Annotated in this window: 10 protein-coding genes; 9 read left to right on the top strand and 1 reads right to left on the bottom strand. The window is 29.5% G+C overall.

Annotation, left to right across the window (positions count from 1 at the left end):
• The first annotated feature begins 19 nt into the window (after positions 1-19).
• Genes C4B25_RS00045 through C4B25_RS00005 form a run of 9 tightly spaced genes read left to right on the top strand, consistent with a single transcriptional unit; the run spans position 20 to position 18251 of the window.
• On the top strand, positions 20-10153 hold the full coding sequence (locus C4B25_RS00045) for a hypothetical protein (RefSeq protein ID WP_131613025.1): 10134 nt from the start codon (positions 20-22) through the stop codon (positions 10151-10153).
• Positions 10154-10158: 5 nt separating this feature from the next.
• Entirely contained in the window at positions 10159-11337 is a 1179-nt protein-coding gene (locus C4B25_RS00040; RefSeq protein ID WP_131613024.1) for an ABC transporter G family protein, read from the top strand.
• A gap of 1 nt (position 11338) precedes the next feature.
• Positions 11339-11740, top strand: coding sequence for a hypothetical protein (locus tag C4B25_RS00035; protein WP_131613023.1), 402 nt, complete (start codon positions 11339-11341; stop codon positions 11738-11740).
• A gap of 13 nt (positions 11741-11753) precedes the next feature.
• Positions 11754-12593 (top strand): hypothetical protein, encoded by an 840-nt coding sequence (locus tag C4B25_RS00030; protein ID WP_131613022.1) that lies wholly within the window; start codon positions 11754-11756, stop codon positions 12591-12593.
• Positions 12583-13023, top strand: a complete 441-nt coding sequence (locus tag C4B25_RS00025; RefSeq protein ID WP_131613021.1) for a hypothetical protein — start codon at positions 12583-12585, stop codon at positions 13021-13023. Before C4B25_RS00030 ends, C4B25_RS00025 begins: the two co-directional genes overlap by 11 nt.
• Entirely contained in the window at positions 13010-14515 is a 1506-nt protein-coding gene (locus C4B25_RS00020; protein ID WP_131613020.1) for a F0F1 ATP synthase subunit alpha, read from the top strand. The genes C4B25_RS00025 and C4B25_RS00020 overlap by 14 nt, the downstream gene beginning before the upstream one ends.
• A complete protein-coding gene (locus C4B25_RS00015) occupies positions 14505-16214 on the top strand; it encodes a histone H1-like repetitive region-containing protein (RefSeq protein ID WP_168380643.1) in 1710 nt (569 codons plus the stop codon). The genes C4B25_RS00020 and C4B25_RS00015 overlap by 11 nt, the downstream gene beginning before the upstream one ends.
• Positions 16207-17622 carry a hypothetical protein gene (locus tag C4B25_RS00010; RefSeq protein ID WP_131613018.1) on the top strand — a complete coding sequence of 472 codons (1416 nt, stop codon included), beginning with the start codon at positions 16207-16209 and terminating at the stop codon, positions 17620-17622. The genes C4B25_RS00015 and C4B25_RS00010 overlap by 8 nt, the downstream gene beginning before the upstream one ends.
• A 29-nt stretch (positions 17623-17651) precedes the next feature.
• A complete protein-coding gene (locus C4B25_RS00005) occupies positions 17652-18251 on the top strand; it encodes a hypothetical protein (RefSeq protein ID WP_131613017.1) in 600 nt (199 codons plus the stop codon).
• Between the two features lie 123 nt (positions 18252-18374).
• Here the strand turns inward: C4B25_RS00005 and C4B25_RS04685 are convergent.
• The coding region (locus C4B25_RS04685) for a hypothetical protein (RefSeq protein ID WP_168380642.1) at positions 18375-19105 on the bottom strand (731 nt) is incomplete at its 5' end.

Raw genomic sequence — 19105 nt, 5'->3', positions numbered from 1 at the left:
TGAATTATAGGAGAGAAACATGGCAACAAATAAAAAGAAAAAAATATTAATGTTGATGGGTGCTACGGCAGCCGTTGGTGGTGCTACAGCCGTAGTATCACAGTCAAATATTTTCGAGATGAAAAAGAGTTCAATTGGTGAATTGAATGATTTTTTAAAGAGCAAGAAATTACTAGGTAAAAACACTGACATCAAATCAGTTATTGCAAACAATAATTGAGAAGGAAGTCCATTATCTAATTACTTAAAGCACAAAAGTCGTTCTGCAAGTAATGTTTATGCCTCAAATACTGCCGCTAAGCCTAAATACGCCACAAGTTTCAAAACACACAATAATTTATATACAATGGGTAGAATCAAAACAATGAGATTCTCAATACCATTCCAAAGTAGTAACAACGGACAAAAAGCTTCATTTGATATTCGTACATTAAATGTATTGAATAGTTTAAACCAATTCGTTTCTTATGACTTCAAAGGACTTTATGTAAATGAAGTTAAAGTAGACGCAGGATTTGATGAAGCTGTTAAAGCTAACAAGATAATTCAAAACGGTGAAATGGGTAATTGACATAAAAGTATTGATTATTCTGACATCACTCCTAAACACGCTCTATTCCACGAGAATACAAACGTTGATATTAAAGGTATGATCACTAAAGTAGAAGTTGAAATATCACTGGATAATGCTGACTTTATTCAAGATGTTGTCATTGACCAAGGTGATGGTGAAAATAAATATAGAGATATTCTTTTAAAGACAGAAGATGGTAATGCATTCGCGTTAGATCAAACAAGTGCAAGATGAACAAAAGAAGAATCAATCTTCTCTGAAAATACACAAAGTAATAGAATGACAAAAGGTGACTTAAATTGAAAACCTGTTGTTCAATCTGGGGATTTATTCATGGATGATTCTGCTGTTCAAGATGGATATGTAAGGGTTTATAAAGATGATGTTAATTCAAAATGAAGAACACGTGAATCAATTAATTCTACAAAAATAACAGAAGTTACTTCTGGTATTTTGCCACAAGAAAAATTAACTGACTTTACTGAAAATGATGTTACAAATATTGCTAAAACAAGTGTTTCTCCAAAGTCATTCAATGAAATAGATTTCAAAGATGCAATGAACAATCTTGATGTATCAATCAAAGGTAATGATGGATTTGGTAAGCTTGAAATAAGTGATAAAAGACTACAAGGATTTGCTGAAATAACTTCAAGCAAAACAAAAGAAGTTTATTATAGAGAAATTGACAAAATAGACAGTCTAAACAGTAAAGACGATGTTAAACTTTACCTTTCTCCAAAACCAAGATATTTATTTAACAACAATATGGATTCATTCATTAAAGAATTCAAAATTAGAGAACTTGATGCTAAATTCAATAGAGATGATATTAAATTAGATATCGTTTCTCACTTTACTTCGCGTTTCACTACAAAAACTAACCTTGAATCAATGGGTGCGATTAGTGAAATTAAATTAAATAGATTAGGATTAGGTGAACATACAAAGATTTCAAGAATTAAAGTGCTGGATGCATTTAAACATGAAGTTCCATACCAAATCCAAGAAATCAGATCTTTAAGTTCTGTTGATAAAGCGGAAGCTGAATATATTCTTCAATCTTCAAATAGAAAGAACAGTATTCAAATTGACCAAGATCCAAAAAACTTCAACAAAGATTTCGGACTAACTTTAAAGCTTTTAAATACTACACGTATTTCATCTATTCAAATATTCAGAGATTCATTAGACCCTATTAACATTAGTCTTAAAAATGAAGATAACATTAGATATACAGCAAATGCTATTCAAATTGCAAGTGGTGGAGTTTGAAAAAGAGATACAAAACCAAATAACATGACAGGGCATGAACTTAAGAAATTCCAAAATGGAAACTATAATGCACAAGAAAACATGCAAGTGTTTGGTAACTCTGAAATAAACTGAGATGTTGTTAATGATGAATCAATTATCGAAAGAACTGGTGGTTTAGATTCATTCGGAGAAATAACAGATATGTGAATGAATTTCTATCCTTCTTATGCGAAAGCTGGTCTAACTCTAACAGAACTAAAATACTATGGTTCTCAAGCTAACCCTGAAGAATCATGATCAGAATTCAATAAAAAGGCACTATACCCTAATTTAGATGACAGGAAAGCACACTTTAAGATTAATAACTTTGAAGCCTTAACGGGTAACCTAGAACTTTCAAAATGAGCTAAAGTTAATGAATACAATAATATTGATGCAGCTGAAAGAATCCTTTACAACAATACTGAGTTAGATGGTACAAAAGCTGCTAATAATCACTGATGACCATTGTGATGATATGATCGTGGACATGATGTATCACAAGCATTCTTAACAACACATATTTCAGTTTTCGACCAAAATATGGTGCCAGGTATGCAATTATCTACAATAGGTATTTGAGGAGAATTATGAGATAAGGGTAGAGATGGTAACCTTATGGATCTTATTATTAAAACAAAAGATAATAGAATCTTTAAATTAATCAAAGGTCAAGAATGATTTAGAAAATCTAAGAGTGGTAACCTATCATCAGCATTCTTATCTACAACCAAAAAATATAAATGAGTTGAAATGTTTGCAAAACCAGGTGCAACTCTTGCTCCTATTAAAAATGTATGAGGTAACGATTACATCAGAAACTTAACTTCATCTGAAAAATTAGTTTGAGAGTTTAGATTTGAGGGTGAACAAATTTGAAGAGAATTAAGTAACTATGTTTTCCATAATTACAAGAAAAAAATCTTCTTAAGAGCTCACAGGAGAAAAGTTCTTTTCACTAAAAACAACAAACAAATTTGAAGAGAAAAATTATTCGATGATGGTTCAAAATATACTAATGAATTCGGATTCAACTTTACAAAAATAACTGGACTTTCAAAACAACAAAAAGTAGACCCAACTGAAATGCGTCTTAAAGATAAAATTTACTTTTCCGGAACTAACGGAAAGGGTATTTTGAATGGAATTAATTCGTTAAAAGAAAAATATGACGTTAAATATTCTGTTTATAGATCAGGTTCTAAAAAAGATTACGACAGTGCACCAGTTTCATTACGTAATGGTGATGAAGTAATTATGACGGTAACACCAAAGGCTGGTTCAGGTATTCTATTCGTAGATAGCCTTGGTAATGCACTTCCAAACCAAAGTTTCGAAGTTAAATTAGGTAAAGTTTCTGCATTGGCAGAAGCTAAATTAACTCACTTGAAAAATATTCCTAGTGATGGATTTAAAATCACTGGTTCAAATTTCCATGGGCATTTTTCAAATGACTTACACGATCAAATAGTAAGTGGTACTTATGACACTTATTACTACATCACAAGAAATGGACAACGTAAATTAATTAGTATTAACGTTCTGCCAACTAACTTTAGAAATGATGACATTATAGAAATCATTGCCGTTGCAAAAGAAGGATTCTACTTTGAAAACAATGGTTCAAAAGATAATTTCAAGAAAACTATTTTCAAGAAAGAAGTTAAAGGTTTAGCAACTCCTAAAGCTATAACAAATACAACTGTGCCAAACGATTTTGTTGAAGAAAAAAACAAAAACGGATTTACATTATCTAAAAAATCTATTCAAGAAATTAAGGATATGCTTTCTCATTCATCAGTTAAGATTATTGCTCAAGGTAAAGATAACAATATTGAAGACATTACAAATAGTTATGAGACTCACAAATTTAAAGATGGAGACATCATTAAATTCATTATGACTGCAAAAGATGGATTCTACTTTAAAGGTAATGCGAACCCTAATGAAATTACAAAAGTTATTACTGTTTCAAGAAAGAACATGAATTTCAAAAAGGCACTTACAAAAGTTGATTCACCTTCAGGGCACATTATTACATCAGGAACAAACGGAGAAGCTAAATTATCATTTGAGAACAAATGATTGAGACAACTATATCAAAATGGTTTAGATTTCTGATTTGTGGTTAATGGTAAAAAACTTAAAAAGAATGAGTTACCTACAAACCTAAAAAATGGTGATTCAATTGAAATCATTACAAAAATTCAAGATAAGAATAAATATGCATGAGGTGATGGTTCATCATCAGATATTACACATTCATTCCAGATTCAAGGATTAAGAGAAAACCATGACGTTACAAACCCTAATATTAGAGTTTACGAAAGAACAAAAAACAATTGAAGAAATATAATAACAGGACCTGCAGAAAATGTAAGAGTTAAACCAGGAGTGGCTGGAGCTCAAAAAACTGACAAGATATCTTCAAAATTAATTCATAAAAATAGAATAAGTCCAGCAAAACTTAGGACTGCAACTACCTTATCTATTACAGGTAGAGCTTTCAGTATGCAATTAAAAGGTGGAATTAAAGCCTTTAATGGTGTTCATGATGATTCGATATATGGAGCGGTTGCACAAGCGTTATTTACTAGTGCAAGTCGTTATGAAAGAATGAAAAACTTGATGAAAGATTTCGGAACTAAACTTGAAAATGTTTCAATTCAAGAAATTAAAGATGCAATTAATGCGAAAAAGAATGGTTTCTGAGAATACAAATTTGATTATTCAATGTTTACATGAGCTGACTTCTTAGCTATGGCAACTTCAATGCACTTGGATATCCCTGATAAAGAAAAACTAAAGAAAAACTTTAATACTAATAACCATTGAGGTTTCTTATTTAAAATCAACAAATTAGATTTTTCTTCAGGTAAACCAAAAATTAATTTAAGAATAGAAATGAACAATGATAATGGATACAACGATCTTCTTGCAATTTCAAACTTAACAATTTCTTTAAAAGATAAAAATAAAGAAGAAGTGTTTAATGAGAAGTGAGACAAAATGATGGTTTGAGATTCCAGTTCATGAATTTCTAGAAATGGTAAACACCCAAGTTTCCTAACTCCTGATACTAAAAAGAAAAAAGTTGTAATCAATCAAAAAGATTTAATCAGTGGTGTTGGTGCGTATTCAACTCCGGGTAGTTTAATAAGACTTGATTTCTTAGACAATGATTTCATAATTCAAAAGAAATGATTATTCGGAGCTATCGATAGAAACTTCAGAAGTATGAAGAATGGGGATTGACTTGCTATCGCTGCAGAAACAGCAGATCCTAAGAGAACAGCAATCAATGATAGAAGTTGATTTGTTCAAATGAAAAAAATTGGCGAACTAATGAAAGAAGTTCCTTTAACTGACTTCCCAAATACAGCCGATAAAATGTTTGTTCGTGGAACTAATGGTCGTGGATTCATTGTTGGTTCTCTATGAGATTTATCTAAGATTAATGTCAAAATAACACTAAATGGAAAAGTGTATAATGACCCAACTGATCCAGGATTAACAAATTTAAAGAATGGAGATAATTTATTAGTTGAAGTTACACCTAAAAAAGGATTTGCATTCTTTGATCAAGATGGAATTCCATTGAAGAATCAAACTGTTTCATTCCACAAAAAGATTGATAACCTAAAAGATAAATTAGATGATATTGATGTAGATAAAGTTACAGATGATTTCATTGACTTACCTAAACTAATCAAAAAATTAAAAGCTGCTATTCATTATGATGTAAACAGTCAGAAATTTAGTTTAGAACTTTCACTTTCAGATGTTATTAAAGACATAAGTAAATTAACACCAGAACAACAAGAGATATTGAAGAAGATTAAATTCTTCGCAAGGTATAACGGTAAACAAGTTAAAGCATCTCTTTTAGAGTTAATTAAGGGTGCTAGCATAGTTATGAATGATGTTAAACCTGGTGCATCAATTTCGGTCATAGTTATGCCGGATAAAGATTCACAGTTCATGAAAAATCAAAAAACTATTGTAAAGAGTAAAGAACTAATCAAAAACTTAGAATTAAAACCTGAATACTTCCCTAAAATTCTTGCTAAAGAAGCAGAGTTTAAAGTTAGAGAAATCGAAATTGTTGGTGTTGATGGAAAAGGAACTCTTTCTCCAACAGGAGAATTCGCAAAAATAGTAAATGATAAACGTGTTATAAAACGTTACCTAATAGCAAATTCTAAAAAAGAATATGAAGATTTCTTTGAAGAAGTTAATGGGGTTAAGGTTCTTAAACCAAATATAGATCCAGCAAGGTGAGTTGATAAATTACCAACTAACTTTAAAAATGGACAATTTGTTCTTGCTAAGATTTCAATCGATCCAAACTACAAATCACCAAATGGTCAAAGACTATATATGATTGGTAAACCAAAACCAGCGGATGACTTTATAGTAATTGGTCAAGAAGTTTCAAACCTTAAAAAAGAAGTTGAAACACCTGACCCAAGTTTATTAAAAGATTCAAATCCACAATTCAACAACACAGGTCTAACAGTTGTTAAAACAACAAAAAATCCTAAGAACTACATTGATGAAGTTGAATTAAAAGTAGCACCTAAATTTATAGAAGCTATTAATAAGATAATAAGAAAACATAAAGACTTTAAGTTTGAACTTCTATTGAAAAAATTCAATAAAGCAAAAGGTATCACATCTGAAGAAACACTAGAAGTGGTTTATAACAAAGATGGAACTATTAAAGAAGTTAGAATTCACAGAAATAAACTAGACAGTTCTGATGATACATTAACATTAAGTATAAGAATACTTTCAAACCATGCGTTTAATGTTGAAAAACAATTCAATGCAAAAGCAACAAAAGAAGATTTCGTTGAACAACTAAACTACAAAGATGTATCTATTAAAGATATAAAAGTTAATGGTAAAGAAATCATTCCAATTATTGACGTACCAAGAAGTGAAATGGATAATACAAAAGCAAAATTAACTTCTCCTTTTGTTGACCATCAAAAACTTAATATTCAAAACATTAAGAAAATGATCCGTAACATGTATAAAAAATACCTTGATGAACACAATGGTGTATTACCAACGGAACATGCTCTTGTAAACTTAATTGTTACTGATAAAAACGGAAAACAAAAATACAAAAAATTAGACATTTTAAAAGCAATGGATATCATGAATGATAATGAAGATGTTCTTGTTAAAATAGGTGACTTATTGAATGCAAATGTTGCAGGTAGTCACTTAGAAGTAGGGGATCAAATTTCATTAGAAGTAGTTATTCCACCAACAGACAAAAGAGAGTTTAAATACTTTGATGATCAAAACGTAAAACATCACGGTAAAACAATGCAATTTAAAATAAAAGTTGTTGAAGTAAATGGTGATGAGCACAAAGATGTTCCACAACTATTGACTAAATTACCTCAACCTGATTTACCAAGAGATTTAAAATTCAAAAATGTAAACCATAGATTTAATGGAAAAGGAATCATAGATGATAAGTTAACTAATCTATGAAAACCAAGACCACATCAAAAACTTTACTTCATGGTTAAGAACACAGGGGCTGCTCCTAGTGCTAACGATAAAGGTTGAAAAGAAATATCTTCATTGGATAAAAATCGTAAATGACACAATGGTGATAAGTTATACCTAAAACTTGTTGCAGATGATGGATTCGCTTTCGAAACATCACATGGTAACTTATTTGAAAAAGTTATAATTTCAAAAGTAGTTGCAAATTCATTAAAAGATGCAATTAGAGTTCCAAACTTAGCTGAGTCAAAAGCGTTTGATTGATCAAAATCATTCTCTTCTTCTCCTGGACATAAAATATTAGATAAGAATAACCCACTTGAAAACTTCTTCCCTCCTTCAGAGAGAGAAAAAGTAGCATTCGAATGAAAAATAATACATGCGGATGGTACATCTGAAATTGTTAATGGTGATGATATCTACAATAAGAAATTAAGTAATGGTGATAAATTAGCTTGAAGAGTATTGGTTAAGAAAAAATACTTAAATCAAAATGGTTCATCATGAGTTATCTTCAAAGACATTATCGATGGTAATGGACAACCAGGCGTTGCTGAAGTATCTGGTGGAGCTACAAACTGAGGTGATAATGCTGAAGTAAATGTTCCAGATTCAGATCAAATTATTGATGAATTTAAACAAGATATATTTAATAAACTTGGATTCAACTTTATTGTTGATAAGAAAAATGGAAATCACTTCAAATTTGCACAAAACCCATTTGATTTAATTCCTTTAAACACAGATGAGAAACAACACCTACACATAGATGTTGAATTCATAGGTCCTGATGGTAAGAAACACACAGTAAGAATTAATTATGGTGATACATTAGCTGATGTAAATAGCAAAATATCAATTATTGGGGATAGATCAAAAAGTGAAATCGTAATTAGAGTTGTTGCAGAAAAGGGTGTTTCATTCCTTAAAAAAGGTACAACCCTACTTAAGAAAACAATTGAATTTAAAATCAATGCTTTCCACCATGTTGTAAAAACAAACCCAGTTCTAATAAATGGTATAGATAAAATTCCAGAAAACTTAGGAATCACAGGTGTTGATGGTGAAGGTAAAATAGATCCAGCAGTTCTTCAGAAAATAAAAGCTATTTTTGACAAAGCAGTTAAAAATGGACTAACAGTTTCACTAATTATAAATAGAGTGGACGGAACAAAAGTTGTTGCAGTTAATGACTGGAAGAAATTCGTTGATGAAATTAATAGAAAAGGTCTTAATAATAAAGATGCAATCGGTGTTTCAATTGATATTGGACAAAACATTTCTAAGAGTTTCTCAATTGATGGCCAAGACCCAACGGAAAGTTTCTCAAAACAATTCTTTGTTAGAGGATTAAAACACTTAGTAAAAGTTAATGAAGGACAAGTTAATATAGCAACTCCTAAAAATGGAGTTAGTGGATTCGCAAAAGGAACTATTGACTTAAAAGGTATATCTCAAGATGTTAGAGAAAGATTTAATATTAAAGTATATAAAATCGTATCAATTAACGGTAAAGAGAAAAAACAAGAAGTTCTTAACTGAGAAAACGGAATTGTTCTTAAGAATAATGAAGTGATCCAAGTTGAACTTATCGCTAAAGATGGAAATGTCTTTAGAAGTGGACAAAGTATTAAAAACACAATAGTTAAGAGAATTAAAATAAGTGGATTGAAACAACCAATCATTGCTCCGAAATTCCCTAAAAACTTAGTCTTCCATAAGAAAAATGGAAAGATTGTTGATGTTAATATTGGATCTGCAAGTAAAAGTAATGTATTAATCATTGCAACAATGAATGACGGTACAGTTAAAGAATTCCATTCTAAGAAAGAATTCCTAGATGCATTAAATAGTAATGTTTCACCAACAGATATCGCAAAAATTAAATATAAAATAATTCCAATAAACAAAACAACAGATGCATTAGTTGATGCAAATGGTAATGTATTGGGTGATGAAGCTAGTTCAAGTGAATTTGTATTTGGTGGAAATATACATACACCAGATCAAGAAAAACTAGATAGCACAAAAGGAGCTCTTAGATTTAATAAGAAAACTTCTACTGGAACAATTAACTTATCAAAAGTATTCAAATCTAATGATCCTAAGAAACCTTATTCAACTATCAAAATTGGAGTTATGAGACGTAACAACAAGAATGGTAAGTGAGAAGAAGTTATGGAAGTTCTTCCATCTGATTTCAATAGAGAAATTAAACTTGAAGCAGGATTCGAATATAAATTTGTTCCAAGGTACATCAATAAAGCAGATAAGGATAAATTCTTTATAACAGATGCAAATGATGATGCTATCTTCAAAGTTAACCTTTTAGATAAGATTGACTTCTTAAATAAACCAACATTTTCTAAATTAATCATTGTTGGTGAAAGAAATGAAAAACATATTATTAATAAGCATATTATTTTAGGTATAAACAAAGAAAAAATTAAATACGTAAAAGTATGTATTAATGGAAAAGTTATAAACAACGTTAAGAATTACAAGGGTATTAAAAATGGTGATGTCATCACTGTCGAAGTAGTTCTTAAACAAGGAAATAAATTTAAATCTAATTCAGCACAAACATTTACAAAATCATTGAAGATTTCAGGATTGAAACAAGATGATGGAGCTGAACAATATAGTAAATTCCCATGAGTCAGTGTTTCTGTATCACTAGGATTAATAACTCTATTTGGTGCTGGAGCTGGATTGACAATATTCAAGAAGAGGAAAAAGAATAAGAAAGGATAATTCAAATGTTTAAAAAGAACTTATATAGTGAACAATCTAGAAATGAAAACATTTTAACGGTTTCACTTAAATGAAGACTATCTGTTGGATTTGCATTACTTGTTTGAATGATAAGTATTGTAATAAACTCACATTTTATGAGATTATCCTACTTTAGAAATCCGAATGAAATAATTCATAAAATGAATTTCTATGCTTCGGTAATTATTGTTTTATGATTAACAATTAGACTGCAATTCTTATACAATAACAGCCCTAGATTTATTTGAGTGGTTATACTCTCAACACTAGGCTCTGCTATTCCTATAACTGAATTATTTATTGGTGCTGAAAAAATAATGAATATGGAGAAGTCCAACTTCTTTAATCTATTATTCCTTTCATTCCAAACAGTAATAGTAGTGGTATTTACATTTATAAATACTCACAAGAAGAAAATAGGTGCAGTATTCATTGGTCTTGACCTTGGATTCTTAATTGTAATATCATTAATCTCAAACTTATTTAATTCTAAATATGCAATGATTCCTTTATTTATAATCTCTCTTGCATTCGTATTGTTGCAATTCTTTGTAACTAATACCATTTATGACGAGGGGTATATTTGAACAGAATTATCAATCTTATTAATGGTTGGTGTAATTGGGGCACAAACACAAGTACCACTTAAATGATCACATCTTTTAGATACAAAAACATCTTCTTGAATTACTCTTGTATTACTATTATTTGTTGTTCCACTAATAGCAACTTTAATCTTTAAGAAACTTGGTAAATATAATCAGGTAATAAGTTTCTCTCCATTAATATTCATGCCACTTATATGTTTAATAATATTTTATTTACATGGTGACATATTGGAAGTTAAGAAAATCAAATTTATAGCATATAGTTTATTCATGATTTTCTACTTATTCTTACACTTCTCAAAGATTGCATACAAAACAATTCAGAAAAGAGTTTTATTACTTATATTACTTGTATGAATACACTTATTCGTATTAGTGTTAGTATTGGGATTCTACACACCTCAAGAAATCTATTTAGCTATAGGTATTAACGTTGATTTAATAACTACAATAATATTTGGTTTTTCAACTTCATTGATAGTAACTATATTAACAGTTCTTGATTTAAGGTGACTTGCTAAACAAAATAAACCAAAAGAAAAGGTAGGTGATTAATATGAAAGAAAATTTAGATATTTTTCCAGCGCTTTATTATTCGTTATATAAACAAAATAAAAAAGAAACTGATAAAGAATATGGAGTTGATGATTTTATCAAAATCCATTATTCAATTATTAAAAGAATACAAAAGATCTTATTAATCAAAAAGAAAGCTATCAACATCTTTGGTAACGGAGTGAAAATCCAAGGTAGAGAAGTTAAGAAAACACTTCTTCTAAAACCAAAAACATTAACTTGAGAAAAAGAAGAACCAATTGTTGGTGATTATTGAACTAAGTTAATGGAATATATAGAAAAGAAATTACAAGAGAAGGTTAATATCAATTTCTTGAATTTATTCTTCATAGAGAATTCTTCAAAAAACGAGAAATTAGCTTTAACGTTCGAAATTTATTAAAAGGAGGAACTAAATGAAAAAAATAGAACAACTTCAAATGATACTGAATACTATTCATATGAAAAAAATGAAAATACACAGTGAATTAATGAAGTATAAAAAATTCTTAGAAGGTGTTGAGAATATCCACAACTTCTTAAGATATAAAGTACATGAATCAGTTAAGTCTTCCTTATTAAATAAAGGATTTGCTTACTCTAATGATAATAAGAGAGGCAATAACATCGTTGTTATCCTTAATGAAAAGAATGAAAAAGATAGAACATGAAATTATTCAATCTATGAAAAATTTGTTTCAGAATACGGGAAGCAATGAAGTGTTATCTCATTTGGGGATAATGCAAAATTAGAAAAATACTGTAAAGAAAACGGTATTAAAATAAATAAATTTAATGATGATTCAATATCAAGTGAATTATTCGCAGAGGAATCATTAATAGATATTGAGATATTGACCAACTCAATTATTAATCTTATTTATAAAGAAAAGATAGGAAAAATTAAATTCCTATTCGGTTCGACAGCAACGGGAGTTAAAAATATATCAGTATTCCCTATGTTTAAATCAAAAGAAGAATATCAAGAAGCTAAAAAATATAAAAAGAGATTTGGGAAAGTAAGATTTGAAAGAAGTTGACAAAAGTCAATGGCTTCATTATTCAAACTTTACATTTCAATGGAATTAAAAACATTCTTGCTTGAAAGTAAGATTGTTGAATGTAAATTAGCTATATTCAGATATACAAAAAAGATTGATGAAATCAAAGAAGAAATTGCAAATGAAAAAATTAAGATATCAAGTAACAAACGTGAAAAAGAATTTCAAGAAATGTCGTTAATTTATGAAAAATAAAACAATAGAACTACTATTAAGCACTAAATATATTTCCTTAGAAAACGTTGAATACATTCGTGTTATTCGTAGGAAACAAAAAATAGATGTAATGAGAGTAGCAAATAATATTTATTCATTTGGTCAAGTAGCAATTTTAATATTTAAAATCAAAAGTAAGGCAGAAGAACAATTATTAGTATCTGATTTAGATATTTTCTCTGAAGAAGGGAAGATAACGATTACAGGTAATGAAGTTAATAAAGAAATAGTCTTAGAAAAAATTAAGAACAAAAAAGATCTTAAGAAAATGAAACTTAAAAAGAATAACGATTCATTCTTTGGTAAAACAGAATGAAATATATCAGCAATTGAAAATAAAAAAATAATTGAGTTCTCAAAAATAAAGAATCTCAAAAAAATATTGGAGGGTAACAATGGAAGTAATTAAAATAACTGAGGATGTTGCGTACATCAGCCACAAAGGGAAGATTTCGCAAAACTCAATACTATCTTTTAAGAATAGTGCAAAAGAAGAAACAAGATTAATTGTTTTTGGTTTTGACAAAAACACAATAAAGGCATATGTTATTTCAGGTCCTAAACTAACACCAGGACTTAAAGGAACTGTTGTTAAGCAACAAACAAGTATAACGCTGCCAGAAAATCTATTAGGAACAATCATCTCACCTATCGGGGATACAATCCTTGATACAGAAAAACCTGTAATCATTGATGGAGCTAAATCATTAAAAGAAGCTGCAATTGAATTACCATTATTCAACCCTGCGTTACCTATATTCGATAGAACACCAGTTAATAAAAACTTATCAACTGGTATCTTCTCTATAGATACAATGATTCCAATTGGTAAGGGACAAAGAGAACTGATTGTTGGAGATAGACAAACAGGTAAAACAAGTATTGCTCTTTCAACTGCTATTTCAGCAGCTAAGAAAGGTGTAAAGATTGTTTACGCATCAATAGGTCAATCTGAAACAAATGCACTTAAAATTATGGAAAAATTCCGTGAAAATGGAATAGAAGACAAAGTTGTTATCGTTCATTCAAATTCTGATGATTATATTGGTACTCAATACCTAACACCATATACAGCTATTTCAATTTCTGAACTAATCGGTTCATTCGGTAATGATGTATTAGTTATCTTTGATGATTTAACAAAACATGCCGATGCATATAGATCACTTTCATTATTATTAGGTAAAAGAGCTGGTAGGGAGGCTTACCCACAAGATGTATTCTATGCTCACTCTTGATTATTAGAAAGAGCTGGTAGTTTTAGTAAAAATGGAGTGGATTGAACTATTACTGCTTTACCAATTGTTGAAACACAAAAAGAAGAAGTTTCAAGTTATATTCCAACTAACTTAATTTCAATTACAGATGGTCAAATAATTACATCAAATCAATTATTCTTAGAGGGTCTTAAACCAGCTATTAATATTGGTCTATCTGTTTCAAGGGTTGGTTCTGCAGCTCAAACAGAGTTACTTAAGCATTTAGGTGTTTCGAAGGTTAAGATTAATTACTCAATCTTTAAACAAAAACAAAAACAATTACTATTCATGGGTGAGGATGATTTATCTGCTGAAAATAAAGTATTATTCCACAAGAATGGTATTTTAGAATTAATGATGAAACAACCAGAAGAAGTAATTTATTCAAAAGAAGAAATTGCAATAATTGTTTTCCTATTAGAAAGTGATTATTTCGAAGGGATTTCAAAACAACAAACAGTTGAGTTTGTTGATAAACTAAAAGACTTTATTTTAAAAGGTGAAGAAACTGAAGTATTAAAAGGTAAGTTAGCACAAGAAGATGTTGATTTCTTATCAATAGAATATCTAATTAAATCAATATTCAATGATTTCAAAAATGGATATATAAAAGAGAAAGGAGATGATGAAGATGGCAAATAGTACAACTAAAAAAACAGCGGCTAAAAAAACAACTGCTAAAAAAACAACGACAAAAAAAGCAGCAGCAAAAAAACCTGTAGCTAAAAAAGCAACAACTAAAAAAGCAACAACTAAAAAAGCAGCAGCAAAAAAACCTGTAGCTAAAAGACCCGTGGCTAAAAGACCCGCAGTAAGACCTACTGTAGCAAAAAGACCAACAAGCTCTACATCTAAAAATCATGCTTCAAAACTTGCAAAGATTTTTGTGCCTGAAGAATTCGACATTAATGGTTACACATTTAAAAAGTTAGGTTCAATCATTAAGGTTGATGGATATGTTTGTACTATTAAGATTGATCCTAAAGCGAAAGCTGGATTGAACGATATCTTAATCATCAAAAACAAACAGATCTTCTTACAAATAGATTCATTCGATGAGTCTGGTAATGCTCTAGCTTTCGTTGTTTATGCAAATACAATGACAACAATCGAATTAAATGATATTGTTAACACTTCTAATTCAAACATTAAAGTTCCAACAACATCATTCAATGGACGTGTATTTAACGCAATGGGTATTCCTGTTGACGGTAAAGGTGCACTACCAGCAAAAACAAAATATATTAGTATCGATAAAAAAGAATCAGATATACACGCTATAAATACTGAATATAAACTTCATGAAACTGGAATTAAGATAATCGACTTAATTTGTCCTATATTAACTGGTGGTAAAGCCGGATTATTCGGTGGAGCTGGAGTTGGTAAAACAGTTCTTATTCAAGAATTGATTAACAACACACCAAAAGAAGAACAAGCTATATTCATTGGTGTTGGAGAAAGAACAAGAGAAGGTCTAGAACTAGTTCAAGAGATGGAAATGACTGGAGTTCTAGAAAAGACTGCATTAGTATTTGCACAAATGTCAGATTTACCAGGGGCAAGATTCAATATTGCTAAAGTTGGTATTACAATGGCTGAATGTGTAAGGGATATTAATAAGGTTAATTCATTTGTCTTTATAGATAGTATTTTCCGTTTCGTACAAGCTGGTATGGAATTATCTGGTCAATTAGGTAAAACTGCATCATTAGGTGGATATCAACCAACACTTTCAAAAGAAATGGGTTCTATTCAATCACGTATTAATTCAACAAAAAATGGTTCAATCACATCATTCCAATCTGTATTCTTACCTGCGGATGATATTACTGACCCATCAGCAATTTCAATATTCACACACCTTGATTCAAAGATTGTCCTAGATAGAAATAAAGCGGCGCAAGGTTATTACCCTGCTATAAACCCTCTAGCTTCTACATCAAGACTATTTGATAAAAAGTATATTGGTGAAAAACATTACAACACAGCTAATGAAGTTATTAGAATCCTAAAATTACACGAAGACTTACAAAGTATTTGTGACATGATGGGTATTGATGCACTTTCTCCTGAGGAAAGAAATCTATTTAAGAGAGGGAATATCATTAAAGCGTTCCTTACTCAACCATTCAACGTTACACAAGTATTTACTGGTGTAAAAGGAGTTAGAGTTCCAATTGAAAGAGTTGTTGATGACTTTAGTAGAATCGTTTCAGGTGAATTCGATGATCTTGATCCTTCATTATTCATGTATAAAGGAACACTTGATGAAATTGCTCAACTTGATGTCAGTCTAACTAAAACTGTTGTTATAGGAATGGGAAACATAAATGAATAAAAGCAACAAAAATGAAAAGAAATTAAAAGCTAATCAAAATCAATATATATTATTACTCAGCTTAAAAAAGAGATTCTTAATAATGGCATTGTTAGCATTCTTCTTCATTGCGATTACTACAATTGTTTTAAGTATATTAGCTAGTTCAATTAACATACTTAAAACTGAGCATACATTAATACTTTCTTTAATGATTTGTAATATTGTATCCATAATTTTGGCTACATCATTCTTGGTATGGATAACAATATTAAAAGGTAAAAATATTCTTTTGAAATATAAGTCAACCTTAAAGATTGCATTCTTATTATTTTGAATGTCATTACTGTTAGGTATGATCCCTAACTTATTGGGATTTGTAATAATTTCTAAAGGTGATGCAGTAAACTATAACTCAATGTATTTCAATAAACTATGATATGAAAATTGAATGAAAGTTATATTACTATTAACTTTCGATGTCGTAGTTCTATTATCTTCAGTAATTGTTTTATTCGAAACGATGAAGATGTCATTAATTAAACAAAACAGAGAAGATTGAATGAATAGTGGTACACGTAAGAATGAAAACAACATAATTCAACTTATAACAACCATTAACCCTAATTACACAGGTAAAGAGATGAATAATGTGAAAAGATTCACAATTAAGTATATTGCTCTTAATATAAGCTTAAAAGCAGCATGTATCGTTGCTATAGTTCTTATTAACATCTTTATGAGGGGAACAATATTCTATTTATTCCAATGATTACCTATATCAATTCTCGTTGCACAACTTCTTTTTGATTTATATACTTATTTAATTCAATTCCAAGTAGCAAAAGAGAAATCAAAAAATATCTTACAAAAGAACATCAATATCTTTTCACATGTTGTTGACTTGAAAGATTTAAAGATATTAAATACTGAAAACGAAAATGAAGAACCTAGTTCAAAAGCTGCAACAATGACAACTTTATTTAAAGAAAACAATGTCAAACAACAAAAACTGATTCATGAAGAAACAGTTTCAGTAAAGATAGATGACTTAAACTTTTGTATAAGTCACAAAATATGAACTAAGAAATCAATGATTGCTATTTCATATGACAAACAACAAAAAAGTCAATTGAATAATACTTCATTGAGATTTTGATTATCAGAAATATTAAGTCCTGAAATTAGATCGAAAGTAATAACAGAGGATATAAGTATTGGAGAAAAAAACTTTGTAGTTAAAGAGATGGAATTTTCAGAAAGAAAATTTACAGAATTTGACAAGAAGATTTATTTCTTAGTTGGTATTATCGCTTCAAAAATATTCAACATAAATTTGGAAGATGATAATAACGAAAAAAATAATCAAGCGAAGGAAATTGATGTTAACACTAACGTTGAAAAACCAGTCGCAGTATCTGCAGAATAATAAAATAAAAATATAATAGAGGAGGAAAAATGAAAATTAAGAAAATATCAGCAATAGTTCTATCGCTAATAACTTTTATTGTTATCAATTTATTTATTTTTAATTTTAAAAATATTCCTTCTGCGGATATTAAAAATTCACAAATAAGTACATCACTAAGAATGCAAGAACAATCAAGTGTTCAAACAAAAGAGCAAACAGTTACTTTTGAACCTTCAGACTTCTTTGAGTTTGGGTTTAATAAAACTGAGCAACAATATTTCTATGTTAAAAAAGAAATAATGGATAAGTTTGAAGTTGTTGTTTTATATGATTCTAAAAAACAAACTTTTGTTAATGATTCAAGTGAATATGGTTTAAAACTAACTAACTTAAAAGACGGGAAAAACATTAGCGTCAAAGTTAAGCCAAGAGATGGTTATACTTGAGCGAGTGAAGAAAACGTCCCTAAAGATAAAACACAGTTTAAGACATATTCATATACAGTTAATTGAGGTATTGATAATTCATTAATGGAATCGAAGGGATTTTTATCTCAATCAATATCAACAGTTTGAATATTTGCAATTTCTTTAATTGCAATAGTGGTTGCATTAACAATAATGTTAGGTTTCATCATTTTAAAATAATACAAAAGATATAAAAATAAAAAGCGCTCCACGAGGTGCTTTTTTTACATGGATTCAAAGTGCTAGTTTCAATATGAAGAACTATGACGGTGATAAAAAAACGCCATTTGAAGCGTATTTTTTTTATTTCTTAATAAAGTTAGCAATCCCAGCTCCTATAGCAGTTAAACCAGCAATTATAGTTACTATTAATAATATTGCGATATTCCTACTCTTTGGATTTGTTGTCCCTGCAACTTTATTGTTATTATTTTTTAGATTCTTTGTTTTGGGAGTTTTTTTATCTCCTGATTTTTCCAATTTAAGATCAGCTTTACCGATTAAACTTCCTTTAAGAATTCTAGTGCTTGGTGTCGCACCTGGAGTATTGGTTGTAACCTCAAGAGAAATTGTTCCTTTTTTAGGATCGGCAATAGCCTTAATACCTGTGATATTTGTTATGCCAATTTTTGAAGGTAGATTAATATTACCTCATTTTTTAAAGCTTTTAAGTTTATCACCAAGTGTTCCTTTATTTAATTCATCAGCAATGGTTGAAACTGAGTTAGTCCCCTGATTAACAATCTTTTTATTCTGAATTAACGTATTGAATGAATTATTGTTGTCATTCGCTTTTTTTGTCGCAATTTCTTTTGCGATTTGGTCATCGGATTTACCAATTAAACTTCCTTTAAGAATTTTAGTGCTTGGTGTCGCGCCTGGAGTATCGGTTGTAACTTCAAGAGAAATTGTTCCTTTTTTAGGGTCGGCAATAGCCTTAATACCTGTGATATTTGTTATACCGATTTTTGAAGGTAGATTAATATTACCTCATTTTTTAAGGTTTTTAAGCTTATCATCAAGTGTTCCTTTAT

This window comes from Mycoplasma todarodis (assembly GCF_004335995.1).
Taxonomy (GTDB): Bacteria; Bacillota_I; Bacilli_A; order Mycoplasmatales; family Metamycoplasmataceae; genus Mycoplasma_K; species Mycoplasma_K todarodis.
The sequence above is the reverse complement of the archived record's forward strand: the minus strand, read 5'-3'. Positions and strand labels throughout refer to the sequence as shown.